The sequence below is a fragment of the Rummeliibacillus suwonensis genome, from assembly GCF_007896435.1.
In the GTDB taxonomy this organism is placed as follows: Bacteria; Bacillota; Bacilli; order Bacillales_A; family Planococcaceae; genus Rummeliibacillus; species Rummeliibacillus suwonensis.
This window is the reverse complement of sequence record NZ_VCBL01000001.1, coordinates 560,980-587,334: the sequence shown is the minus strand read 5'-3', so window position 1 is coordinate 587,334 and position 26,355 is coordinate 560,980. Positions and strand designations below refer to the sequence as shown.

The 26,355-nt window shown below is 37.0% G+C and carries 24 protein-coding genes and 1 tRNA gene; 7 read left to right on the top strand and 18 right to left on the bottom strand.

Translation table 11 applies throughout. The features are described from left to right. Nucleotides 1–38 precede the first annotated feature (38 nt). The 9 genes from FEU33_RS02730 to acpS form a co-directional block, all read right to left on the bottom strand. Nucleotides 39–115: transfer RNA gene (locus FEU33_RS02730), tRNA-Asn, on the bottom strand. Between the two features lie 101 nt (nt 116–216). Continuing rightward, the gene (locus tag FEU33_RS02725; protein WP_146547909.1) at nt 217–672 is read right to left on the bottom strand and encodes a SprT family protein; all 456 of its coding nucleotides are present in this window, start codon (nt 670–672) and stop codon (nt 217–219) included. Between the two features lie 372 nt (nt 673–1,044). Next, on the bottom strand, nt 1,045–3,216 hold the full coding sequence (locus FEU33_RS02720; protein ID WP_146547908.1) for a Tex family protein: 2,172 nt from the start codon (nt 3,214–3,216) through the stop codon (nt 1,045–1,047). Between the two features lie 442 nt (nt 3,217–3,658). Next, complete coding sequence (locus tag FEU33_RS02715) at nt 3,659–4,069, bottom strand: anti-sigma regulatory factor (protein WP_146547907.1); 411 nt, start codon at nt 4,067–4,069, stop codon at nt 3,659–3,661. A 620-nt stretch (nt 4,070–4,689) separates the two neighbouring features. Next, nucleotides 4,690–5,040, bottom strand: a complete 351-nt coding sequence (locus FEU33_RS02710; RefSeq protein ID WP_119415968.1) for a type II toxin-antitoxin system PemK/MazF family toxin — start codon at nt 5,038–5,040, stop codon at nt 4,690–4,692. Between the two features lie 4 nt (nt 5,041–5,044). Beyond that, nucleotides 5,045–5,326 carry a transcriptional regulator gene (locus tag FEU33_RS02705; RefSeq protein ID WP_186725939.1) on the bottom strand — a complete coding sequence of 94 codons (282 nt, stop codon included), beginning with the start codon at nt 5,324–5,326 and terminating at the stop codon, nt 5,045–5,047. A 317-nt stretch (nt 5,327–5,643) separates the two neighbouring features. Then, nucleotides 5,644–6,780, bottom strand: coding sequence for an alanine racemase (gene alr / locus FEU33_RS02700; RefSeq protein WP_146547905.1), 1,137 nt, complete (start codon nt 6,778–6,780; stop codon nt 5,644–5,646). A gap of 66 nt (nt 6,781–6,846) precedes the next feature. Then, nucleotides 6,847–8,211, bottom strand: a complete 1,365-nt coding sequence (locus FEU33_RS02695; RefSeq protein WP_146547904.1) for a hypothetical protein — start codon at nt 8,209–8,211, stop codon at nt 6,847–6,849. A 91-nt stretch (nt 8,212–8,302) separates the two neighbouring features. Next, the gene (acpS, locus tag FEU33_RS02690; RefSeq protein WP_146547903.1) at nt 8,303–8,656 is read right to left on the bottom strand and encodes a holo-ACP synthase; all 354 of its coding nucleotides are present in this window, start codon (nt 8,654–8,656) and stop codon (nt 8,303–8,305) included. Between the two features lie 68 nt (nt 8,657–8,724). On the opposite strand from acpS, the gene FEU33_RS02685 reads away from it, so the two are divergent. Then, entirely contained in the window at nt 8,725–9,333 is a 609-nt protein-coding gene (locus FEU33_RS02685) for a rhomboid family intramembrane serine protease (protein ID WP_146547902.1), read from the top strand. A 309-nt stretch (nt 9,334–9,642) separates the two neighbouring features. On the opposite strand, the gene FEU33_RS02680 is transcribed toward FEU33_RS02685, so the two are convergent. The 6 genes from FEU33_RS02680 to FEU33_RS02655 form a co-directional block, all read right to left on the bottom strand. After that, entirely contained in the window at nt 9,643–11,169 is a 1,527-nt protein-coding gene (locus FEU33_RS02680) for a PH domain-containing protein (protein ID WP_244950967.1), read from the bottom strand. Then, a complete protein-coding gene (locus tag FEU33_RS02675) occupies nt 11,159–11,638 on the bottom strand; it encodes a PH domain-containing protein (protein WP_146547901.1) in 480 nt (159 codons plus the stop codon). Before FEU33_RS02675 ends, FEU33_RS02680 begins: the two co-directional genes overlap by 11 nt. 305 nt (nt 11,639–11,943) lie before the next feature. Further along, nucleotides 11,944–13,452: a degradosome RNA helicase CshA gene (gene cshA, locus FEU33_RS02670; RefSeq protein WP_146547900.1), complete on the bottom strand. Its 1,509-nt coding sequence runs from the start codon at nt 13,450–13,452 to the stop codon at nt 11,944–11,946. A 336-nt stretch (nt 13,453–13,788) separates the two neighbouring features. After that, on the bottom strand, nt 13,789–14,487 hold the full coding sequence (locus tag FEU33_RS02665) for an alpha/beta hydrolase (protein WP_146547899.1): 699 nt from the start codon (nt 14,485–14,487) through the stop codon (nt 13,789–13,791). Nucleotides 14,488–14,948: 461 nt separating this feature from the next. Continuing rightward, a complete protein-coding gene (locus tag FEU33_RS02660; protein WP_146547898.1) occupies nt 14,949–16,319 on the bottom strand; it encodes a UDP-N-acetylmuramoyl-tripeptide--D-alanyl-D-alanine ligase in 1,371 nt (456 codons plus the stop codon). A gap of 22 nt (nt 16,320–16,341) precedes the next feature. Next, a complete protein-coding gene (locus FEU33_RS02655) occupies nt 16,342–17,412 on the bottom strand; it encodes a D-alanine--D-alanine ligase (RefSeq protein WP_146547897.1) in 1,071 nt (356 codons plus the stop codon). Nucleotides 17,413–17,734: 322 nt separating this feature from the next. Between FEU33_RS02655 and FEU33_RS02650 the strand changes: the two genes are divergently transcribed. Further along, on the top strand, nt 17,735–18,004 hold the full coding sequence (locus FEU33_RS02650; RefSeq protein ID WP_146547896.1) for a hypothetical protein: 270 nt from the start codon (nt 17,735–17,737) through the stop codon (nt 18,002–18,004). A gap of 398 nt (nt 18,005–18,402) precedes the next feature. Here FEU33_RS02650 and FEU33_RS02645 read toward each other — a convergent pair whose 3' ends face one another. Next, complete coding sequence (locus FEU33_RS02645; protein ID WP_312754959.1) at nt 18,403–19,164, bottom strand: hypothetical protein; 762 nt, start codon at nt 19,162–19,164, stop codon at nt 18,403–18,405. A 259-nt stretch (nt 19,165–19,423) separates the two neighbouring features. On the opposite strand from FEU33_RS02645, the gene FEU33_RS02640 reads away from it, so the two are divergent. Continuing rightward, a complete protein-coding gene (locus tag FEU33_RS02640) occupies nt 19,424–20,611 on the top strand; it encodes an FtsW/RodA/SpoVE family cell cycle protein (RefSeq protein WP_146547895.1) in 1,188 nt (395 codons plus the stop codon). Between the two features lie 160 nt (nt 20,612–20,771). Here the strand turns inward: FEU33_RS02640 and FEU33_RS18625 are convergent, their stop codons facing one another. Then, nucleotides 20,772–20,909, bottom strand: a complete 138-nt coding sequence (locus tag FEU33_RS18625; RefSeq protein ID WP_164489537.1) for an Lmo0850 family protein — start codon at nt 20,907–20,909, stop codon at nt 20,772–20,774. Nucleotides 20,910–21,202: 293 nt separating this feature from the next. Here FEU33_RS18625 and FEU33_RS02635 point away from each other — a divergent pair, with 293 nt between their 5' ends. The 3 genes from FEU33_RS02635 (at nt 21,203) to FEU33_RS02625 (ending at nt 24,237) form a co-directional block, all read left to right on the top strand. After that, entirely contained in the window at nt 21,203–21,511 is a 309-nt protein-coding gene (locus FEU33_RS02635) for a metal-sensitive transcriptional regulator (protein WP_244950965.1), read from the top strand. A gap of 13 nt (nt 21,512–21,524) precedes the next feature. Further along, nucleotides 21,525–21,734, top strand: a complete 210-nt coding sequence (gene copZ, locus FEU33_RS02630) for a copper chaperone CopZ (RefSeq protein WP_243881347.1) — start codon at nt 21,525–21,527, stop codon at nt 21,732–21,734. 298 nt (nt 21,735–22,032) lie between these two features. After that, a complete protein-coding gene (locus FEU33_RS02625) occupies nt 22,033–24,237 on the top strand; it encodes a heavy metal translocating P-type ATPase (protein WP_280524824.1) in 2,205 nt (734 codons plus the stop codon). 330 nt (nt 24,238–24,567) lie between these two features. On the opposite strand, the gene FEU33_RS02620 is transcribed toward FEU33_RS02625, so the two are convergent. Next, nucleotides 24,568–24,861 carry a hypothetical protein gene (locus FEU33_RS02620; protein ID WP_146547892.1) on the bottom strand — a complete coding sequence of 98 codons (294 nt, stop codon included), beginning with the start codon at nt 24,859–24,861 and terminating at the stop codon, nt 24,568–24,570. Between the two features lie 311 nt (nt 24,862–25,172). Between FEU33_RS02620 and FEU33_RS02615 the strand changes: the two genes are divergently transcribed. After that, on the top strand, nt 25,173–26,342 hold the full coding sequence (locus FEU33_RS02615; protein WP_146547891.1) for an MFS transporter: 1,170 nt from the start codon (nt 25,173–25,175) through the stop codon (nt 26,340–26,342). The last annotated feature ends 13 nt before the right edge of the window (nt 26,343–26,355 follow it).

Genomic DNA, 26,355 nt, shown 5'->3' with positions numbered 1-26,355 from the left:
TGAAAGGGAGGTGTCTTAACCGCTTGACCAAGGGGCCTTGGCTCCGAAGGCAGGACTCGAACCTGCGACCCTCTGATTAACAGTCAGATGCTGCTACCAACTGAGCTACTTCGGAATAAAATTCATTTTTTGCTGCTCCAACAAGTTATCATCTTGTCGACTTTTACAATTATAGATAGTTATTTCTTAAACGTCAAGTACTTTTCTAAAAAATTTTCAACTTTTTAGCTTCAGTCTACCTAAACACTTACTACAACAATATTTAGCGGTGTTCATCCGAATCTTTCTATGGTAGTGCATACCACATTTTAAGCACACATACGTATATTGTTTACTATTTTTTCTTTTATTCTCTTGATTTAAATTAGAACAAAAACGAGGGGCATTTGTCTTTTTCAAAAGAATTCTAAAATCTGCATCTCTATGTTGATATCCCTTTCCTTCTATATGAAGGTGATAATGACATAACTCGTGGCGAATAATTCCTTCTACCTCTTTAAAACCATATTTTTCATAAGCTCTAGGGTTGATTTCGATATTATGAGATTGTAAAAGATATCTTCCACCTGTAGTACGTAATCTCTTATTAAAATAGGCTTTATGCAAGAAAGGCTTATCAAACACCCGTTCAGATATATTGCACACTAATTGATATAAATCGTAATCTGTCATAGTATACCTCCTGACCCAAAATCAATACTTCCCATTAATAAAGTCAAACATATAAAGTGAAATCAATTTTCTTCATCTTCACTGAATGTTAGCTGAAATAATCGGACTTTTACAAGTTGCTATTCCTCACTTATTTCTCTACTTTTTATTTATTTCTTCACTTGTGTGTCTTACTGCTTGTCCATGTGGGCTAAAGTGAAACTTCACTCAGTAGAGGCTTTTTTCATCCCCTACTGAGTGTTAGTTAAACCAACTAGGCTTCTACAGATCGTTGTTATATGCTATCCTAATCTTCATTTTGAGGCTTCACTGCCTATCCATGTAGATTAAATACGATCATATCTTTTTAGACACACACTCTCTAAATAGATTTTATTGTTCACTAATCTCCTGTTGTTCAGGAATCAACATAGTTAATGAAATTCTTCCTTTTTCAGCTTCTACTTTCTCTACCCAGACAGTTACGATGTCGCCTAGCGAAACTACATCCAGTGGATGCTTTACATACCCTTTTTTTAGTTTTGAAATGTGTACAAGACCATCCTGTTTTACTCCGATATCGACAAATGCACCAAAATCAACAACATTTCTGACTGTACCTTGAAGCTCCATTCCAGGCTGTAAATCTTCCATTTTTAGAACATCTTTTTTTAGAAGTGGTTGCGGAAAAGCATCCCGAGGATCTCGCGAAGGTTTCATAAGTGAATCAATGACATCTTTTAATGTTACCTCTCCAATTCCCCACTCTTTACTTAATCGCACAATATCCAATTGACCAATCGCTTTTTCTGCTTCGGCCGTACCAATTTGCTTTTTGTCAATATGCGCCACTTCAAGAATTTGATTGGCTAAATCATAACTCTCTGGGTGAATTGCTGTAGCATCTAGCGGATTTTTTGCATAAGGAACACGTAAAAATCCTATAGCTTGTTCATATGTTTTAGCTCCAAGTCTTGGGATTTTCTTCAGTTGTGTACGAGCAGTAAATTTACCATTGTCGCTACGGACTTTTACAATATTCTCTGCTACTGTTTTGGACAATCCAGATACATATTGAAGTAACGATGGAGAAGCCGTATTCACATCCACGCCAACCTGATTAACTGCTGTTTCTACAATAAAAGTCAATGACTCCTCTAATTTCTTTTGAGAAACATCATGTTGATATTGTCCAACTCCTACCGCCTTGGGATCAATTTTTACCAGCTCAGCTAAAGGATCTTGCAAGCGTCTAGCAATGGATACAGCACTACGTTGTTCTACATGTAAATCTGGAAACTCTTCACGTGCAACTTCAGATGCTGAGTATACACTTGCCCCTGCCTCACTAACGATTACATAAGCAGCATGACTATCTGATTCTTTTAAACATGCCGCTACAAATTGCTCAGTTTCTCGTGAAGCCGTACCATTTCCGATCGCTATTATTGAAATGGGGTAACGATTCAATATATCATTGAAAGTCTTTTTAGATTTGTCCACATCACCTTTTGCTGTATGTGGGTAGATAACGGAGATTTCTAGCATTTTCCCCGTGTCATCTACAACAGCAAGTTTACAACCTGTTCGATAGGCCGGGTCCACTCCTAGTACATATTGTCCATTCATAGGTGGTTGTAACAAAAGGTTTCGCAAGTTTTCGGAGAAAATATGAATAGCCTGTGCTTCTGCCTTTTCAGTTAAGTCGTTCCGTATTTCCCTTTCTATCGACGGCTGGATTAATCGTTTATATGCATCTTCAATGGCGATTTCTACTTGTGGTATAGCAGGTGAAGAGGATCTCGGTATCCACTCATTTCGCATCACTTGATGTATACGTTCTACTGGTACTTGAATACTTACTTTCAACACATCTTCTTTTTCACCACGGTTGATGGCTAAAATACGATGTGGCACAATCTTATTCACAGGTTCTTCGTATTCATAGTACATTTCAAATACCGCTTTTTCATCCAGCTCGGCATTTTTAACAGCAACATGAAACTTTCCTTGCTGCCATGATATTTTTCGGATTTTCTCACGGATTGCGGCATCATCTGCAAAGCGTTCTGCTAGAATATCACTAGCACCTTGTAAAGCTTCTTCCGCATTCTCTACTTTTTCTCCTATAAAAGGTTCTGCTAATTCTAGTAAAGATGCTTTTCCAAAATTCATTATCTGATCAGCTAATGGTTCCAATCCCTTATCTTTGGCAATGGTTGCCTTTGTTCGGCGTTTCTGTTTGTACGGGCGATATAAATCCTCAACCCTTTTTAAAATAGTTGTAGCTTTAATTTCTTTTGCCAGTTCTTCAGTTAGTTTCCCTTGTTCATCGATTAATCGAAGAACTTCTTGCTTACGTTGTTCTAATTGTTGAATATAGTGATATCGATCTTCAATCGCTTTTATTTGTACTTCGTCTAATGAACCTGTGGCTTCTTTTCGATAACGTGCTATAAAAGGTACTGTATTAGAAGCATCAAGCAATTGAATAACTTGTTCTACTTGATGTGTACGTATACCGATTTCTGAGGCAATTAGTTGATATATGTTTTGAGCGTCCATAAAATTCACTACCTTTCCTTAGTCTTCCCCATTTTACCATAGTAAGAATTGACACTTCTTCTAAAAAGAAATGCGATCATTTGAAAATTACAGGTTCAGACTTTCTCATAAAAACAGGACTGCTGAAAAAATAAAAAGAGCACAATTCAGCATCAAATTGCACTCTTTCAATGATTCATTTTTTCCAAGAAAACCCTTTCCGCAGCATAACATAATTTTTGTAATTGGCATCATAGCGTTGGTCACAATTTTTTTGCACAGCATTTTCAAGGAGACACCCACTTCTACTACAATCAATCCTATCGACAAAAAACGACATGAAGCATCACAGAGCTTTTCTTTTAAAAGGACTTCTTGAGCAACTCCCTTTACTCATTAGGAATATAGGACTTTCAAAAACGACTTTTACTAAGTTTTACAGTTTTTATATGTTTATATTATTTTATTCATTATCTAATTGTAGCCATTTTTTAATCGTAATAATTGTTCCCTTTTGTGGTTTTGTTTTGATTTCAAATTCATCCATCAAACGTCTTACACCTGGCAAACCAGCACCAAATCCTTGTGACGTTGAAAAACCCGCTTGCATAACTTGTTCGACATCTTCTATTCCTGGTCCGGAATCTGATGCAATTATGCAAATTCCTATACAAGCTTTCTCGGCAATTCTACGCACTTCAATCTTTCCTTGTTCAGCATATAAATAAATATTGCGGGCTAATTCACTGATGGCGGTTGTAATTCGTGCTTGATCCACTAAACCAAAACCTATTAATTTAGCTTCCCTACGACCAAGCTGACGTGCGGCAACAATATCCCATTCTGTCAATATATCTACAGAAGACTCTTCCATTCCCAATTCGCCCCCAAATCAGTTATAACTTATACTTTTAATACACATAAACTCCCTCAATCGTTTAACACAATACTTATCAATGACGCTCCACTCCAGTGTGATTGCATCCGTTTTTTTCGAACTTGCTTGAAAAATCTCTTCAAAATCCATGACATTCAACGATGGAGGCTTTATCTTGATTCAGCGGATGTTTGTACACTCGCTCAATAGGAATTTAAAATTGCATTCATCTCTCCACCTATTAAAGTGGACATCTTCTGTACCTGTCGCTATGCTGTCGATACAAAAAGATTTGCTCCTACTGCTATGCTGTCGTTGCATAAAGAATCCACTCCTGTCGCTACGCTTTCATCGCATAAAAGATTTGCTGAGTCAAGATAAAATCCATCGTAAAAAGACAAAAAACGCTTCCAAAGCTAATACTTAACTTCATATAGCCTTTTTTTCAATATCATCTGTTTTACTACCTACTTTTTCTAATTGTATAATATATTAACTAAATTTACACTGTAATTTTGTAATATTTTTCGAAAAAATAATGGATAAATATTCCTAAAATGAAGAATTAGAACAAAAACACCAGAACGAATACTTCTGGTGTTTCAATATGTATGCTATTAAAATTTTAAAAGTCCTAAACTAATTTCCAAAGCTTCTTCTACTTTTTCCATTAACGGTCCATCTAACTGTGTAATTTTATCAGTCAATCTGGATTTATCGATTGTCCGCAATTGTTCCAATAAAATGACTGAGTCTCTTTCAAATCCATACTTTTTTGCATCAATTTCTACATGTGTAGGAAGTTTTGCCTTTTGGATTTGAGCGGTTATTGCTGCAATAATTACTGTTGGGCTAAAACGATTTCCAATATCATTTTGAATAACCAGTACGGGTCTCGTACCACCTTGCTCAGACCCGACCACTGGCGATAAATCTGCAAAAAAAACGTCTCCACGTTTTACGTTCAAGTTTTCATCCTCCGCTTACGAGTCGCTCCACCATATGTTCCGCTTCATACTCAACATGTAAGCATTCACTACATATAGATAGGTTAATCTGTGACATTTCGACATATCCTTTAACCATTGCTTCTCGCATGTGATTTTTTTGTTTTGTATGAATAGATCGTTTTGTTGGAATATAAACTAAATCATTTATATTACTTGTTATCTGTCTATAAGCTTGTTCAATGTTTTCAGATACCGATCTCTCAGGTAACTGAATCAAGATCTCTTCCACTCTTCTTTGACTCAAAGCCAACACCTCCACAAACCAATCACCTTAAATACCTCTAACTTACTTTCTATCCTAACATTAAAATTAATTGTTGAAAAGACAGAATAAGTAAGCATTTGACATATACGTTGATTTTTTTCTGAATTTGTCGACTTATAGTGAAACCTATTATTTTTATGGTAACGATGTCATATTGAAAACTCATAATCCTGTACCATAGTTATTTATAAATTGAAACTTCACACAGTGGCGTTTTCCTTCATCCTCACTGTGTGCCAGTGAAACCCCATTGTTTTTTCTAGGCAGTTAATCCTCTTTTTACTTGAAGCGAGGGCTTACTGCTCCTTTGTTAATGTAGGGTAAACTCTTGGTATTCTTGAAGAAAGCATACATGGTATTTCGTAGACAATTGTGTGAAGCCGATCTGCCCATTCTTGAGCACGGATTTCATCTTGTTGCTGCTTCCCGATCAAAATAACCTTCTCACCAATTGCCATTTCTCTAGGTAATCTAATCATCAATTGATCCATGCAGATCCTGCCGACAATAGGTGCTCTTTTACCATCTATCAACACTTCTTGACCAGATAGACCACGAATAACGCCATCGGCATATCCAACAGGTATTGTTCCAATCCATTCATCTTGTTCTGCTACATATGTACCTCCATAGCTGACTCTATCTCCTTTTTCGATTTTTTTAACATGTACTAACTCACTTTCCAATGTCAATGCCGGTTCTAATGGAAATGGTAAATGGTTTTCGACAAATGTCGACGGTGAAAGACCATACATAGAAATCCCAAACCGAATGGCATCAAATTGGACGCCTTTTTTAACCAATGAAGCTGCAGTATTCGCGGCATGTACTAAACGAGGCTTTTCAGATAAACTTGCTACCAATTCTTTGAATATTGCTAATTGATGGTCATATTGCTTTGTGCTTTCCTCATCTGCAGTAGCGAAGTGAGTAAAGATACCGTCTACTTCTATATTATTAGCCATTATAGTGGCATCATATACAGCCTTTAACTCTTTTTCTGTACGTACGCCAATACGCCCCATCCCACTATCAACTTTTATATGCACTTTCAATGGTGATCCGAATTCTTTTGAATGTATGGCCACTTCATGAATCCAGTCTGCTGAAAATACAGTAAGAATGATATGAGCATTTGCTGCATATGGAGCAAAGTTTACAGGAACTGCTCCAAGTATTAATATCGGTGTTTCTTTAATAAAGTCTCTTAAATGTAATGCTTCCTCTGGTGTTGCAACTGCTAACATAGTAGCTCCGGCTGCCAAAGCCGCCTGTGCAACTTGTACATCACCATGACCGTAAGCATTTGCTTTTACAACTGCCATAATGTCAACACTTGAGTGCAAATGCTTACGTAAATTTTTTATATTATTTTGTATTGCTGATAAATTAATGATCGCTTTGGTGGGACGAAATTGTAGATGTTCACTCATTTTTCTAACCTTCTTGTACGTTTTTTTCTATTATCGTCCCTGAAATAACTTTGGTCAATTATAATATTATTTTACTTCACCGTTGACCATCGATGATGCTACCTCTATTAGTTCTTCTTTACTTAAATCATTGGAAGCGATAAAGAAGGATACGCCATCAGCTTCCCAGCTAAGTGAATTATCAGTGATTGCGCCAATTGTAAAGCCTAGATCTGCTGGATCGCCCGGTGAGAACACAGGAATATAAAGTTGATTTGCTGTTGTAGCCTTTTCTTGGATGATCGTAAAGCTCTTGTCTCCTTCAAATGATAAAAATTTACGTGTGCCTGTATCCATTTGTAGCGATTCTTCATCTGTTAATTTAACATTATCCCATTTTAGTGCAGGATAATATGTTTCAAAATCACCAGAATCTGCTGTTGCCTCTGAGTTTTGAGAGTCTTCAGCTGCTGTTTTATCTGCATCTGCTGAGGCGGCTACTGTTTCTTCGTTTATACCTGCATTACTTTCCTCAGTCGAAGTTGCACTTTCTTCAGAAGAAGTCGCACTATTTTCCTCGGTTGATGTTGCATTGCTCTCTTCAGATGATGTTGCATTGCTTTCCTCGGTTGATGTTGCATTATTTTCTTCAGATGGAGTTGTTCCACTTGTAGGCTGCGATGATTCATCTGTAGAAGTATCTTCTGTTGCTTTTTCATCAGAAGAAGTTTCACCTGTCGTGTTGTCATCTAAAGTATCGTCAGCTGAATTTTTTCCATTGCTCGCTTCTTTATCTGCTTCATCCGTTGTTGATACATCTGTTTTGGCATCTTCGCTATCAGCTTTTTTGCCATCTGCTTTTGTAAAGTCTTCAATGGCATAATCGGAGGCCTTTTTAGAAACACCAAGTGTAATCTTCTTAAATGTGATGCGGATTTGTTCTTCATTTGCTTCGTTTAATACAACAACTTTTGTGGGTAATAATGTCTTCTTATCAATATAAACTTGTTGCGTTGGAAGTATTTTTGAATGGTTGTTACGTGTTTTGGCTTTAAAAATATAAGCATTTTTCGTTTCTTTCATTTCTGCTGTTTTATCAGCAGTTAAATCTTCAGCCAAAGCATTGATCAAATACCCCTGACTATTTTGCTTTGGCCAGTCACTTTGAAACTTGTACGTTTTTTTCAATGATGGAGTAACTACAAATACCCCTTCCTCATTTCGAATAATCATTTGCAAAGTATCTTGGCCTTTTTCTGATACTGCAACACGATAAAATTCAGGCTTTGTATGCCATACATCTACATCGTATTTTTTAGATTCCCCAGTTGTTTTAATCTCCATAGTTGCTTTTACTTCATAACCTTTGGCGGCTGTCCATTTCTTGCTTGTCTTTTTCACAATATCCTCTTTTGAATTCGATCCACAAGCTACTAACAATAACCCTGCCATAAGACAAAGTAGTCCTATCGTGAGAAATTTTCGCAACTCCCCATCCTTTCTACATTTTCCATTAAGGTATTCTATGAACGAGCTTTAACATTTATGCGAGTAGAACAACTTGAGCAGCCGCATATTCTTTTGAATGTGTAATGCTTACAAAACCTTGAACAAGTTCATTTTTATAGTACAAAATCGGTTGTCCTTTTTCATTTGGTAAAATTTCGATATCCTGTAATGCACACTCCTTCCCTATTCCTGTCCCATTTGCTTTAGAAAATGCTTCTTTAGCTGAAAATCTCCCTGCTAGAAATTCTAGTTGGCGTCTTGCTTTTAAAGGTTCAAAAATTTCTTGTTCTCTCTTTGATAAAATTTTTTCTTTAAATCGTGGGCTTAGGTCATTTGCTTTCTTTATTCTATTTATTTCTACAATGTCTAGTCCAATTCCTTTTATCATATTTGCTTCTCCTTTCATTTAGCTAATAAAACAATGTATAATAATCTTATTAAAATTGAGGTGAATACATGTTTAATCGAACAGAAAATCTTTCGCAATACATAAAACTATATCCTGTGATTTCAATTGTGATTGCTATTAACATTGTTGTTTATCTGCTTGGGCTGATTCCTCCTCTTGGTGCTAATATTCTTAATTTGGGGCAATCTGCTAATTACTTAATCGCTGATGGAGAATATTGGAGACTAATTACTGCTATGTTCATACACGGTGGTTTCTTCCACTTACTTTTTAATATGTTCTCTTTATATGTTTTTGGACCTGAATTAGAACGTATCGCAGGAAAGCTAAGATTCTTCACCATTTACTTTGTATCCGGTTTTATGGGTAATATCATTTCATTTTTAACGCAGCCTCCATATTATGCGAGTATTGGGGCTAGTGGTGCTATTTTTGGTATTTTTGGAGCATTTGCTGCATTAGTTTACTATACACGTAAAACAATGCCTCAGCTTAAACAAATCATCATGCCAATTATCATCATTTCTCTTATTATGACATTCTTACAATCCGGTGTGAATGGTACAGCACATGTCGTGGGACTTATTACCGGACTCATTATTGGTCTTTTCGATTTCCATCCAAAACGTGCTTTGAGATGGATGAAAAAACGCTAGAATATAAAGTGAAACTCCATCAGTGGGGGTTTTCTTCATCCCCCACTGAACTAGAGGAACGGAAGTGAAAAGCGCCACGTCCTGTGGCAACACCTGAGTGACCAACATCTTGTTGGCCCGAACCAATCGGACTTTTACGGGCAGTTGATCCCCCATCTATCTTTCTCGTTTCTCTTTATATCTTGAGATAAGGGTCTTACTGCCCGTTAAAGCGGGATACAAACGACCACTTGCTTATTTTTAGATGGTAAAAAATTAGTATGCTAAGATCTCTCCTAGCATACTAATTTTACTTTTGAGCAACTTCTACTATTCTTTTGCATCTATAGAGCCGTGAGACTTCGGTCGATACCATTCAAAGACTTTTTCTAGCGCCACTTGATCAAAATGCTTAATTGTAGCCATACTACCAGATGAGCCTGACATAATATGAACAGTTATTGTTGCTAAATCTCTGCGTTTTGCAAAATAGCTTTGAGAAAGCGATATTGCCTGCAGCCGTTTCTTTGATGTCACAAAAGTTATTTTACTAACTCCTCTATAAACAATCGTAAGCTGTTGGTTGCTAATGGCATAGCCAGCACTGCGATGTTGCCAAATCCCCAGTAAGAGAGCTAAAGGGAGAAGAAGGATGGACCATAAGCCATAGGGAAAAGTGATATAGCTCACTACTGCGACAATAGGGGTCAACCAATATAAATGCCTGAACATATAACGAAGCAATGCTCTTTTAGGGGCATGGTGCAACGGTAAATGCCATTGTTCTTCCGGAAATAGTTTTTCTAGTATAACGACTCCTTGCTGTTTCTTCACAAGAGGAAGCATAACAATTTTCTGTTCGCCCTTTTCACCTGAACTTCCTGCACTTTCAATGACAACCGTTGCATAACCAAAAAGTTGTCTAAGAGGATTTTCTACAATACGGATTCCTTGAATTCGTTTCATCGGAATTGTTATCCTTTTTTTCTCTAATAATCCTTTTGAGATAAACAACTTATCTTCTTCTTTTTCTACAGTAAACCCATAATGATTCACAAAAGTAATAACCACAGAAACCACCCATGAAACAAGCAAGAAAATAAGCACAGCAATGACGATCATAAATACACCAAATCTGATGAAAGATTGAAGCTCTCCGTATATTCGCTCATATGGTATCCAATCATCAAATTGAGATGTGATGGCTGCTAATCCTGAAAATACAACACCAATACCACTTGATGTTGTAGCCAATACCAATAAATCCTTTGTCGACATGCGATGAATAATCGAGCGATTTGTTTCTAATTCTGTAGGTTCTGAAACAATTGCCTTTTGATCGATACCTTGCTCTTGCGTTGATTGCTGAATCATTCGCAGTTTTGTTTTTTTCATCTCTTGTTCAATTGCTTCTGCTTGAGCACGAGTAATAGCGATTAAATCTGCTTCCGATTTACCACCACTATCCGCAGCAGTTTCAATGCTAACCTTTACTAATTTGAATAGGCGATGATAAATTCCTTCCTTATAATTTAAGCTCTGAATTCTTTCAAAAGGAATATATCGTTTCTTCTTTACAAATAAACCATATTCAATTCTTAATTCCTCATCTTCAAACCAATAGACAAAGCGTTTCCATTTAATAATAGCGGTCATCAATATAAAAAATATAACGAAAAATATGACTGCAAACGTAATAAGTGTATTTATAAAATATTGGCTATCTGGATGAAGTGAATAGTGAAATCCCCTGCCCAATAGGATAACGATCCCTGGTATAATGATGCTTTTTAGGCTAGCAAAGAAACTAATAACCATGGCGATAGGATGTAAATGATTGACCTCTTTAGACATCATCTTCAGCCACCCTTGCTAGTTCTGAAATACGAACTCGTAATTGGTCGGCTTCTTGTTCTGTTATTGCAGGAATAGTATGAATGGTTGCTGCCGTGGATATGGACATACTCGCTAAACAATAATGCTTTAAGATAGGACCTTGTGATGTATCTACATGCTGAACACGTACCATTGGGACCAGTGTACGCTTGATGATAAATAATCCTTGCTGTATTTCAATCTCTTGCTCTCGTACTTCGTAACGCCAATGATTCCAACGAATTTTTGGAAATAAATAAATTCCGAAAAAAACGTCAGCAATCAGGACACCTAAGCAAATAGCGTATATCCATTCGGGCCAATCAAAGAAAAAAGTCAAAACGCTTACTGCCGCTGCAAATAACAACAAAATAAAAAACTCAAATACCGCATGAATACGCCAAACTTTCAATCCTTTTTTAGAAATATGATATTTTGGTTGTGATATCATTCCCAATCTCCTTTTATATGTATATTGACATAATTCTAGTCTACTGTATTTAATACCTATTATCTATGTATACGTATGGATTTGTGAATAAGTTTCAGTTTTAAAATGAGGAAAATGATTGCCATGCATAGACTTTGAAAAAGAATTGAACCAGTAAATTACAAGATCGAATTCGATATTATCTAAATAAGATGAATACATAATCAATACACCCTGCACAATTGCGTCCGGATTTTTTCAAGTAATAAAAAATACCTTCAAATCGATCTCTCGATTTGAAGGTAGATACTGCCAAATATTGAGGCTTAATCTTCACTGCGGCGAGGTTGACGACGACCACTATCGCGACGTCCTCCATCACGGCGTCCGCTATCTCGACGATTGTTGTTGTTGCGGTCTCCACGACGTCCACCGCGTTCATTGTGGCTATTGCTTCTACGCCCTCCACGGTTGTTAACACGTCCATGATGAACATGTCCGCCAGAACGGCGCGATGGTAATGGACGTTCTTCGGTGATTTTAACTGGTGTATCATCTGGCTCTTTTGTTAATGATTTAATAGCTGCAGCCACTAAGTCAACTGCATCATGGTTCGCTAATAATTCTTCAGCCATTCCTCGATAATCGCTTAAATGATTTTTTTCAACCAGTTCTTTTAACTGCCCAACTGCAAGTGTTTGTTGACCGACTAAAGCTTCATCTGCAGTAGGTGGCTTTAATGGCGTCATGCGTTTTTTCGTTGTTTCTTCAACAATACGTAAATAACCCATTTCACGAGGTGTTACAAATGTTACTGCAAGGCCTGATTTTCCTGCACGTCCTGTACGTCCAATACGATGCACATAAGACTCTGGATCTTGTGGAATATCAAAGTTGTATACATGTGTGACACCTGAAATATCCAAACCACGTGCTGCAACGTCTGTAGCCACTAAAATATCAATTTTATTTTCTTTGAATTGACGTAAGACAGAAAGACGTTTTGCTTGGCTTAAATCACCATGGATTCCTTCTGCTAGATAGCCACGAATATTCAAAGCATGTGATAATTCATCGACACGACGTTTTGTACGACCAAAAACAATGGCTAGTTCTGGTTGATGAACATTTAAAAGTCGTGAAAGAACATCGAATTTTTCACGTTCTTGAGCTTTTACGAAATACTGATCGATATTTTCAACTGTCATTTCTTTTGATTTGATTTTAACCATTTCAGGATTTTTCATAAAAGTTTCAGCAATTTTGCGAATAGGTGCTGGCATAGTTGCTGAGAACAACAATGTTTGGCGTTCTGCAGGTACATTTTCTAAAATGGCATTGATATCATCGATGAAACCCATATTTAGCATTTCATCTGCTTCATCAAGGACAAGTGTTTCAACATTTTCAAGTTTTAATGTACGGCGTTTAATATGATCCAGAATACGTCCTGGAGTACCTACAATAATTTGTGGCTTATTTTTAAGCGCACGAATTTGACGGCTGATATCTTGACCACCATATACAGAAAGAATACGCACTCGTTTATCATAACCAATTTTATGAAGTTCTTCTGAGCTTTGAATCGCTAATTCGCGAGTAGGGGCAATAATAAGAGCTTGTACTACAGGTTTTTTAGGATCCACTTTTTCAATCAACGGGATACCAAAAGCGGCAGTTTTCCCTGTACCAGTTTGCGCTTGACCGATAATATCGCGGCCTTCTAGTGCATATGGGATTGTACCTTCTTGGATGGGTGTTGCTTCTTCAAACCCCATACGTTTAAGAGATTTTTGGGTTGAAGCACTAATATTTAGTTCTGAAAAATTTGTCAAACTTCTCATTCTCCTTCTTTGCTTATGCATTTGACAAATGGTTACATTTTCAGATGAAAATAGGGCAAATCGAGCCTTATGTTAGGAACGTTTCCGTTACTTATTATATCTCTGCAAAGCGCAGAGGAATTTTATATAAAAAGGGAAAGCCCGGTCTTTGCCGAGCGGTTCAATTCTGAAGTGATATACACATAAATTTAGAATAAACCGTAATGTTCAAAAAAAAGTACTCTCCACCGTTTTGGAGAGTCTACACAAAATGTATCCATTGCTTTCAATATTCTAACATGGGGAATTCGTTCATGCAATTATTAACTATCATTCGAAATGTTCTGACTATTTTATGCAACTGTTTAGAAAATCTAACACTTGTTGAAACCACTTTTCTGCATCTTCGCAATAACAAATTAAATGCTTTCCCCCTGGGGATGTGATCAATAATTTTTTAGTGCTTGCCACTTTATGATATAAGTAGGATGCTGTAGTATATGGTACAAGTTCATCTTTATCACCTTGAACGATACAAATAGGTACTTTTATCTTTTCGTAATAAGGAGATACTTTATGTACCAAACGTGTGAACTCTTTAAAAGATGCCACTGGAACATCTACTAGCTTTCTTTCATAGCGTTTAAAAAATTCATTTTCTTTATACTCTCCTTGTATCACATCGATCAATAATTCATTTAAATCAATAGCAAATTGTTTTGTTCTAATATATCTTGCTGCCGGACTTAGCAATACTAAAGCTTTCACTTTATAGCGTAAAGCTAGATACATAGCAATAACACCGCCCATTGAAAATCCTACGATAAAGATTTCATCGACTTCTCTCAATAGTCGTTTATAGGCAATTTCTGCATCCATCAACCAGTGTTCTGCTGTAAATAGATCTAAGTTAAGCTTTTCACCATGTCCTGATAATATCGGCACATATATGGTCCATTCAGTATGTTGGTCAAGATAATCCGAGAATGATTTGATTTCATAAGCTCCCCCAGTAAATCCATGTAAGCACAATACCCCAATTTTCACACATTTCTCTCCTTTCCATTAAATTAAAAATAAATTTTCAGGTATGTTGATTATCCAATATAATCCATAAAAATAGGGAGATTCGTTGATTGCAGCGAAGGCTTACTCGCTTTCCTGCGGGCGAATGCTGGGGGCAACAGGATGTTGGTCACGGAGTCGTTGCCACAGGACGTGGCGCCCTTAGACTCCGCTCCTTAATCGCTACGCTGTGGGGTCTCATCTATTCGCTTTTCCCGCGGGAGTCGAGCAAGCCGCAGCGAAGATCTATATAAATATTCCTAAAAATACAGGTTTTTTCAAAAATTACACCCAGCAGGTACTCCTAATTTTTGTGAAATCAACACGCGTGATAAATTTTCATAAGCAATGGCTCGTAATCTGTACATAAAAATTTTTATACACAGAAAAAAGAGTGTCCAGAAGAAATAGTTTTCCCTAGGCACTCTTGTTTTAATCTAACATTAATGTGTAAATGCTTGCAATACACGTTCTAATTCCATTCCGCGTGAACCTTTTAATAAAATAATAGCGTTTTCATCAGCACTATGACGAATTTTTTCGATAATCGCGTCATAATTATCATCCGTCCACAATAAATTTTCTTCTGGTACTTTCGCTTTTAACCGATCATATAGCCATTTCATACGTGGACCAAATAAGCAAACTTGGTGTATATTCACTGGATCAATAGCATCGGCTAAATCTTCATGGAATTGTTGCTCTAATTCGCCAAGTTCCAACATATCCCCAAGCACTACCCATTTATCTTGACGCATATTGGTTGACTGCATGAATTGCAATGCAGCCCGTACAGAAGATGGTGCAGCGTTATACGCATCATTTATAAATAAAATCCCTTGATCTCCATTCACCAGCTGCATACGCATATTGGTTAATGAAACTTTTTTCAAAGCTGCACGAATTTGTTCATCTGTTAGACCTGCTTCATGTGCAATTAAAATCGCGACTAGCGCGTTTTTCACTTGATGACGACCTAATACAGGGATAAAGAAATCACCATTCACAATTCCTTTAACCTTAAAAGTACTACCATTTTCAGTAGATTCAATATTAAAAGCCATTAAATCATCTGAAGGGTCTAAACCAAACGATGTAGCCTCTAAATGCTGCGCATCCGCCACTAAAGATTTTAATAGTGGCTCATCACCATCATAGAAAAACTTGCCATCTTGTTTCAATCCTTGAACAATCTCAAATTTCGCCTTGGCAATGCCTTCACGTGAGCCAAGTGCCAACATATGTGCTTCACCAATATTCGTGATAATAGCATATTTAGGTTTTGCTATTTTTGTTAAACATTCTATTTGACCAAAACCATCCATACCCATTTCTAGAATGGCAAATTCAGTATCTTCATCTAAAGATAAAATAGTTAGTGGTAAGCCTAGTTGGTTGTTATGATTACCTTCCGTTTTTTGCACTTTAAAATAGGGAGAAAGCGTTCCTGCTATAAGATCTTTTGTTGATGTTTTACCATTTGATCCCGTGACACCAATAAATGTCGCTTGATGTTCTGCACGATACGCATTGGCCATTTGTTGCAATGCCGCTTCAGAGTCATCTACAAAAATAAGCGGTATATCTTTGGGAGGATTAGGCTCCCCTTTTTGCCAAAGAGCAGCTACTGCACCATTTTCAAATGCTTGTGTAACAAACTTGTGTCCATTTGTTTTTTCTCCATGAAACGGGATGAACAAATCACCTTTTTGTAATGTGCGCGTATTGATGGAAACACCTGTTACAACAACATCTTCCTGAAAATCTTGATCACTTTTTAACCATCTTGCTATTTGTCGCAATGTCTTTTTCACAATAGATCACACTCAATCTCTTTTATTGGTATTGAAGCTGTTGTTTTTCTTCATAACGTTCGATCGCTAATGTAATTAGTTCTTCGATTAAATCGCTATAAGCCAAACCAGTGTTTTGCCATAAAATTGGATACATACTTACAGGTGTGAAACCAGGCATTGTATTAACTTCGTTGATATATACTTCATCTTCAGCAGTTACGAAGAAATCTGAACGTACAAGTCCTGAGCAATCTAAAATTTTAAATGCACGAATAGCCATATCAGACATCGTTTCGATTACTTGATCTGTTACAGGTGCTGGAATCAATAACGCTGTTTTGTTATCATTATATTTTGAATCGTAATCGTAGAATTCTGTTACGGGTTTGATTTCTCCTGGTACAGAAACTTTCGGCTCATCATTACCAAGAACCCCCATTTCAATTTCCCGAGCAACAATGCCTTCTTCAACGACAATTTTACGATCATATTTTAGAGCAAGCCCAACAGCTTGAACTAGTTCTTCGCGATTGGTAGCTTTACTAATACCAACACTTGAACCTAGATTAGCTGGTTTCACAAACATTGGCCAAGCTAATGTTTCTTCCATTTTAGCTATTAATGCATCTTGATGTTTCTTCCATTCCTTACGAATGAAATAGACATAAGGAACTTGCTTTAATCCTGCAATTTCGAATAGCTGCTTCATCACGACTTTATCCATACCAACGGCAGATGCTAGTACCCCATTACCGACATATGGCAAGTTCAACGCTTCTAGTAATCCTTGAACCGTACCATCTTCGCCATTCGTACCATGAAGTAATGGGAAAATGATATCAAATGGTTTTTCATCCTCATCTAATAAGAAGCTTGAAATATCATTAGGTTTAGATTCTTTTGAATCTTTGCCAAATTGTAAGTCTGAAACTTTTTCTACAGGTGCTGTAAGTTGAGCTCCTCTTCTCCATTCGCCTTCACGTGTGATGAAAATAGGGAACACATCATATTTATCAAAATGTAATGCTTGTATTACGGCCTTCGCAGTCGATAAAGAAACTTCATGTTCTGCTGATTTACCACCGTATAATAAGCCTAATTTTTTCTTCATAGGTTCAAATTCCTCCAGATTTTTTCTATTCATAGTTTAGCATGACTATACCAATTCATGAAGTGATTTCATTTTCTAAAAATGCAGATCACTAATCGAAATGATGATCGTTTTACCTCTAAAAAATAACATTTATATAATAGCACTCTGAAAAAATATTGCATCAAAAATTAATTATACCTCCAGCTAACTAGCAACCGGATTTTTTTGAGCTTGAGAAGGAAATCCCCTTTCAAAATCCGTGACATCCGCCGAGGACTTTATCCCGCTTTAACAGTCAGTAAACCTCATCTCAAGATTTAGAGAGAAATGAGAAAGATAGATGGGGAATCAACTGTCGTTTGTTTCCGATTGGTTCGGACGGACAAGATGTTGGTCCCTCAGATGTTGCACAGGACGTGGCGCTTTTCACTTCCGTTCCTCTATTTTAGTGGGGATGAAAAAAACCCCACTGATGGAGTTTCACTTTATCTTGATTCAACAGGCGTTTATACACCCGCTGAATGAGGAAAAAAGCATTCATCTCACCACTATTGAGGGTGGTGCCTGCCGATACGCTTTCGGTACAAAAAACATTGCTAAATCAAGATAAAAAAAGATTCCTACTTATCATATGTGGGAATCTCAAATTGTCGACAAAGTCAAAATTTTAACTTTATCAACGGTTTTTATGTTGTCATTTGAACAAAAAAATTTTACAGATTGATAAAAAACGTTTACTAGATAGATTGTACAGCTAAGAAACTTGGAATAGAACCAACAGTAAAAGAACCATAAAGAAACGATACATGGAAGCAAGCGTTTACAGTTTAGTACAAATTCCGACAATAAATAAAGCGAAGCCTCCATCAATGGGGATCTCTCATCCCCTCTGATTCATTATCAATGGAAGTTGTTTTAAATTTTTTGTGGAACTATCGAAACATAAAAGTGGGGCACTATCTATTAATATGGGGTAAAATCCATTATTAAGAAAATATATAAGTGCGATTACTTATGGGTTTCTAAAATCTTATCAGGCTTTTTCTTCAAAATGCTATTTAAATCATCCCATATTTCATCTGGAAAATCATCATCTGAAATACTACGTAATTCCATAACATAAGCAATTTTGGGCTTTTCTATTTTGTACATAGAAAATAACACACCATCTTTTGCATCCTCACGAAAATTCCTCATCATTTCTTTTGTAAACATCGGTGTAAAGCTACTCGCTTTTCTTCTCCAAAATGTGGTCGCACGTTCTTTCTCTTGAATAATGTTATTAAATAATTGCGCTACTAATTTCGCTACATCTTCTAAATCGCGGAAGTATATTTTTGAAAATCTTCCCTCTTCACTTGATAGGTATACATACTTATTTTGTAATTGATGATAAAATGGCGAGCGGATAGGCTCTTTTTTATGACCAATATAGAGTAATTCTGCCTGCTCTTGCGGCGTTAGCAAGTTCAACTTACGTTCATCTGAAAAATCGATCCAACACAAATCTCCTTTGGAATCCATTACCCTTTTCACAAACTTTGGTATTCCCTTCGCCTCTACGAACTCTAACTGTGTATGCATGTTGAATGAACCATCTTCGTATTCATTTTTTAGTAGCAAAATATTTTGAAGCGGACCGACTGAAGAGACAAATTCACGGAAAGTTAAACCGCTAAAAATAACAAATTGGTTTAATTCGTTCATATGTACATATAAATGATGTAGAAAATCATCAGCAGTTCGCATTTTTTTTGCCAAGCCGATCACCTCATTTCCATTTCTATTATAAGATGTAAATACAAAATTTGAAACATTTGTGATTCGATTTCGTCACAACTTTGTACACGAGCGTGATACAATAATATAGACTATAATATTTGAAAGGTGAAACACGCTGTTTAAATTTGAATAACACTGTAGATAGACTTGAAATTGGCCTCTTGTTAAAGAATTGCATTTTCAAGGATGTGGCGTGTGAACTAGACAACCCTTGTGTTAAATCTACTAATTTAGGTGACTATTATGAATTCAAAGAGAGAGTTTTTCCGATCGTTTTGACTGGACGCTCGCTTTTATAATGATACTATTTTGTATCATCAGTGTGTTGGCTATTGCCTCCGCACAAACTTCAGGACAATATGGTATAAACTTCATACCAAAACAGCTTTTTTGGTACTTCGTAGGTGCCTGTATTATAGCGGCCATGATGTATTTTGAGCCAGATCAATACAAAAAAATGGCCTGGTACTTATATGGTGCGGGGATATTTATTCTTATCCTCTTAATGATTGCTCCTGGTGGTGTTGGTCAAATTGCTGAACCTAGAAATGGTGCTAAAAGCTGGTTCCATTTAGGGTTTGCTGATATCCAACCGTCAGAGTTTATGAAGACATTTTTTATCCTTGCACTCGCACGTACAATCAGTAAACACCATGAAATCCATCCGATGAGATCGATAAAAACTGATTTTATTCTTTTAGGAAAAATTTTTTTAGTACTATTACCTCCGTTAGCACTGATTGTGAAACAGCCTGACCTTGGTACTTCATTAGTATTCCTTGCTATTACGGCAGCCACTGTACTGGTAGCAGGAATATCATGGAAAATCATTTTACCAGTTGCTGCATCTGCTGTTGCACTTGGTGGTTCCCTATTGTGGATGGCACTTTATATGCAAGATTTCCTTGCTGAAAAGTTTGGGTTTAGCTCATACCAATTTGCACGTATTTATTCATGGTTAGATCCTTACTCTTATTCATCTGGAGATGGGTACCATTTGATTTCTTCTTTAAATGCGATTGGATCCGGTGAAATATTCGGTAAGGGTTTCAAGCATCGTGAAGTATATGTACCCGAAAACCATACTGATTTTATCTTTAGTGTGATCGGTGAAGAATATGGATTTATCGGAGCAAGTATTGTTATTTGTTTGTTTTTCTTCTTAATCTTTCATTTAACAAAACTTACTTTGCGGATGAAAGATCCGTTCTGTACTTATGTTTGTGCAGGTATTATTGCCATGGTAACTTTCCATGTACTTGAAAATATCGGCATGACCACTCAAGTACTTCCAATTACAGGGATTCCATTACCATTCATTAGTTACGGTGGTAGTTCGATGATGGGGAATGCACTTGCATTAGGCTTAGTGTTTAGTATGAAATTCCACCATCAAACCTACATGTTTGGTAATCATGATGATGATGATTTTTAATTAAAAATTGAAAGTAATTCGAAATAGCCTTATTGGCATCAAACTTAAAAACAGTCCAAGAACCTATTTCATCTCTCTGGACTGTTTTTCTGTATGTTAAAAACGCGAGCATAAAAAAACTCCGGTTATGCTACGACCGAAGTTAATAATTGTGTTCGAGTTAGTTTTGAGTTTGTGGAGATGATTTTGGTGGTGCTAATGCTTTTAATAATTCTAAGCGAGACTTAGTAGTCGTTGCCTTAACGCCAAGTTTTGATAAATTCGCAATTATTTTTGTTACATCTACATTTCTTGACATACCTTCCACCTCTTCTATTTCTTATATTTTATATGACGTAGCACCTCTATAAAAGTTGCTACTACTATTCAATCATAAACAAATAAAATACTTTTTATTCCTTATTATCATAACATTTTTTATCCATATAAATAATTTCAATATTGTTACATATCGTATGGGTAATTATCATACTACATACACTATTTTCTTACAATCATACTTTTGACTGACATCATTTTTCTTCACAATCATTCTTCTTTACATACCCCCATAAGGTATGATATTTTATAAACAATAGGAGGTGAATACTTTTGACAGAAGAATGTACAAACCATTCTTGTCGCAAAAGTCACCATCCCGAACATGTAAAAAAGGATTTAACCACTCGTTTAAATCGTATTGAAGGTCAAATCCGCGGTATTAAAGGCATGGTCGAGAAAGATGTTTATTGCGATGATATTATTACTCAACTATCCGCTACACAATCTGCGCTCAATAGTGTAGCTAAAGTATTACTTGAAGGCCATTTAAAAGGTTGTGTCAAGGATCGTTTAGCTGAAGGTGATGACGCGGTATTAGATGAACTTGTTACAACTTTTCAAAAACTAATGAGAAAATAAGGAGTGTTTCATGATGACGGAAAAAATCCAATTAAAAGTAGAAGGTATGTCTTGTGGGCATTGTGTAAAAGCAGTAGAAACAGGTGTTGGCGATTTAGACGGCGTAAAAAGTGTAAATGTCAATCTAGAAAAAGGTCTAGTAGATGTAGATTTTGATCATTCTAAAGTAACAACTGAAAGCATTAAAGAAGCCATCGAAGAAGAAGGCTATATCGTTAAATAATCTGGAAATAGCTGCAATCTTTGCAGTTATTTTTAGCATATTTTTATACCCCTTGCAGGTATATAAAGTGTGGCTTCTATCAGTGGGGGTTTTCTTCATCCCCCACTGAACTAGAGGAATTCAGGTTAAAAGCGCCACGTCCTGTGGCAACACCTGAAGGACCAACATCTTGTTGGCCCAAACCAATCGGGCGCATGCGGCAGTTGATCCCCACCTATCTTTCTTCGTTTGTTTCTCTCTAAACCTTGAGGTGGGGGTCTTACTGCCCGTTAACGCGGGATAAAAGGAGGCATTTTCAGTGACAACATCCAGTACTAGTAATAAAGAAGTAACGCTTGATATTCAAGGAATGACCTGTGCTGCCTGCTCTGCTCGTATTGAGCGTGGACTCAATAAGTTAGAGGGGGTTGATCAAGCAACTGTTAACTTAGCTCTTGAAACCGGTCATGTGTCCTTTGATAGTACAAAACTCAATGAAGAGGCACTTATCGCAAAAATTCAAAAGCTTGGCTATGATGCAGTCGTTCACAAAGAAAATGAAGAAAGAGATCATCGTCAAATTGAGATTGAAAAGAAAACGCGTATATTTATCATCTCTGCCATTTTTTCTCTACCTCTTTTGTGGACGATGTTTGCACATTTTTCATTCACAAGAGGCATTTATGTTCCTGAATTTCTGATGAATCCATATGTACAATGGGCTCTTGCCACAGTCGTTCAATTTGGCATTGGCTGGCAGTTTTATAAAGGCGCTTATTATGCACTCCGCAATAAAAGTGCCAATATGGATGTACTTGTCGCATTGGGAACATCCGCTGCTTACTTTTACAGTGTTTATATGGTTCTTAAAAATCGCGAACATATCGGCATGCATCATTTAGATTTATATTTTGAAACAAGTGCGATTTTAATCACTCTTATTTTGCTTGGAAAATTATTTGAAGCACGTGCAAAAGGTCACTCATCCGATGCGATCAAAAAATTGATACGATTGCAACCGAAAACGGCATTTGTTGAACGAAATGGAAAGCCTCTCGAAATACCCATTCGTGAAGTAAAGCTAGGCGATATACTCATCATAAAACCTGGAGCATCTATACCTGTTGATGCGGTTGTTATTTCTGGAGATTCTGCGGTAAACGAATCGATGCTGACAGGTGAAAGCTTACCTGTTGATAAATCAACGGGCGATATGGTTTATGCTGCTACTTTAAACGAAAACGGCACATTACGGATCAAGGCTAAAAAAATCGGTCATGATACAGTTCTGTCAAACATTATCCGTGTTGTGGAAGAAGCTCAAGGTTCAAAAGCTCCTATTCAACGACTAGCCGATAAAATTTCAGCGATCTTTGTACCTATTGTCGTCACTTTAGCTGTCATCACATTTATCCTTAGCTATTTCTTTTTGACAGATGGTGACTTTACACAATCACTTGAACGAATGATCGCTGTTCTCGTAATAGCATGCCCATGTGCACTTGGGCTTGCCACACCAACATCCATAATGGCCGGTTCTGGGCGTGCTGCTGAGGCGGGCGTGCTTTTTAAAACAGCTGAAGCACTTGAGTATACAAACACGATCGATACAATCGTGTTCGATAAAACAGGAACAATTACAAAAGGGACACCTGCTGTCACAAACTTTTTAGTACTAGATCAATATGAAAAAGAAACGTTAGTTCCCCTTATTGCAGCAGCTGAAAGTAATTCAGAACATCCCGTCGCAACGGCGATTACAACATACGGCAAAGATTATGGTGAATTATCCGCTGTTCAAACATTTAAAGCGATCCCTGGTCAAGGAATCGCAGCAACTGTTGAAAATAAACAAATCATAATTGGAACTCGAAAATTGTTTAAAGATCGCCATATTGAGATCAACTGTAACAGTCATTTTGAAGACGAAGGCAAAACGGTTATGTACGCAGCCATCGATCAACAACATGTTGCAACAATTGCTGTAGCAGATGAAGTAAAAGAAACTTCTAAAGAGGCGATCTCCAAATTGCAAAGCATGGGGATTCATACGATCATGCTTACAGGTGATCAACCGAAAACAGCTGAGACGATTGCAAAGGAAGTTGGCATCGACCGTGTCATTGCAGGCGTTTTGCCTACTGAAAAAGCGGCAGAAATCGAAAAACTTTTAAAAGAAAAGCGACATGTTGCCATGGTCGGAGATGGATTAAATGATGCCCCTGCCCTTGCAAAAGCTGATATCGGCATAGCCATGGGCACAGGAACGGATGTGGCTATTGAAGCAGCAGATATCACGATTATGAAGGGAGATTTATTGAAAGTAGTAGATGCTGTGAAAATGAGCCGCTTAACTGTACGGAATATTAAGCAAAATTTGTTCTGGGCACTAGCCTACAACTCCATCGGCATTCCAATCGCTGCCTCTGGCTTGCTTGCACCATGGCTCGCTGGCGCAGCAATGGCATTTAGCTCCGTATCAGTCGTACTAAATGCATTACGATTGCAAAGAGTTCAATTATAAACATAGTTTTTCTGAACAGAAGACCTGATATATATTTTAAAAATAAAAGGTGACCTCAGAATTGTTCAACTAACAACTTTTGAGATCACCTTTATTATTTTTTCATTCCAGTGCATTGCAGCAACAAATACTCCTACTCCATTTATCCCTCATATGAATGAACAGATCCCATTTATAACTTCCCACTAAAAAGCAGGAGAATAAATGGGATCAACTATTTGTAGAAGCCTGATTCGTTCGGGTCAACATGATGTTGGTCACTCAGGTAGTGCCACAGGACGTGGCGCTTTAACCTGAGTTCCCCTATTTCAGTAGGGGATGAAGTTTTACTTATTTAATAACGCCATGTAATTCCGTCAATTCAAATAAACGATCTCCGCCGCGTAAAGCGTAGCTAAACTCAACAGTTGTTTCTTGTGGAGCGCCGTTTAATGTACTTTTGGCTTTAAAAACTTCCATATTGACAGATTCAACTTCTATATCTGTATGTCCAAGTGATTGTAGTACAGTTTTTACTTTGAATGTACGAGCAGGTACCAAATCAATTAGTAAAGGAATATCTAAATCAAGAATGGATTTTGTACCTTCATTTGTTTTAATAATAGCGATTGCTGTAATTTCCATCGTTACGAAATCCTCCTTTATCTTAATCATTCTTATTATAGCACTATACAAATTTTCCGAACAAAAGCCTCAATAGTGAGAGAAATGTCACAGCTACATAGCGAAACTGCGTCATAAGCAAGTTGCAATCGAAAATAGGTCCATTACTTTTTAGATTCTTATTTCACGCTTTCCATTTGCCAAACTGAAACCCTTCGTATTACACTATCTTACGTTCTATAGGTTTACTCTCCTTTAGATGACAAAATGTTAACACCTAATGAAGGTAAACCTAATTTCTTGACTATTTGAAAATAGAAGGCAGGGCTATCATGAAAAAATCCATTATCTTGCTAATGTCCGTGCAATTTTTTGTGTACTTAGGGTTTGGATTAATCATCCCTATTTTACCTGAGGTAGTGGTACAACAAGGATTTGCAAAAATACATGTGGGTGGCTTATTAACCATCTACTCACTCGCAAGTTTCTTTACAGCTCCTTTTTGGGGAATGCTCAGTGATAAAATGGGGCGGAAAAGATTAATTTTAATAGGCCTACTTGGGTTCTGTACTAGCTTTTTACTAATTTCATTATTTATGAATTCATTGACATTACTTTATATTTCCCGAATTATCGGTGGTTTATTCTCCGGTGCGCTTTATACTGCTGTGACAGGATTTGTAGGTGATTTATCGACAGAGGAAAATCGCAATAAATATATGGGCTTTATGGGCATGTCAATCGGTCTTGGTTTTATCTTTGGACCAGCATTAGGTGGTTTACTCGGAAAAATCAGTTTAACTACACCATTTACCGTTTCATCCATCCTAATCTTTTTGTTATTCATCTATGCAAGTATTATTTTGAAAGAACCGGAACGACATATAACATCACAAAAACGTGCCATTGTGCCAAAAGGAGCTTCTATACTCTTCCAGTATCGCATACGTTACTTATTCGTATTTTCTTTCATGGTGACCTTTTTATTGGCAGGCTTAGAATCTACTCTTCAATTATTCCAAATGGCTAAGATCAACATTACTTCTGCACAATTAGGTTCGCTCTTTCTATTCAGTGGATTTGTAGATTTTATGGTTCAGGGAGGACTTGTTCGTCATATCAAAGATGGTACTGAAGTGAAGTGGTTAATAGGAGCTCAAGTAGTCACTGCAATAGGCTTATTTATGTTTCCTTTTACCAAAAGTTTAGCCTTTGCAGGATTTGCACTATGTGTATTTACTGCTGGGAATGCTTTAGCTCGTACATTAAATACGTCACTTTCTTCAAAGGAAGCCGGTGGAAAGTATGGAACGGCAGCTGGTATTTCCTATTCCATGGATAATATAGGGCGTATCATCGGGCCCATGTTCTTTACATGGGTTCTTACAAAACAAGCCGATCTCGTCTATGAAATTTCGGGGACATTAGCCTTGTTCAGCATCCTCATTCTTGTCCTATTCCATGTAAGCAAAAGAACATTACGCAGTCAAAAAGAAGCATAATGTTCCACCAAAA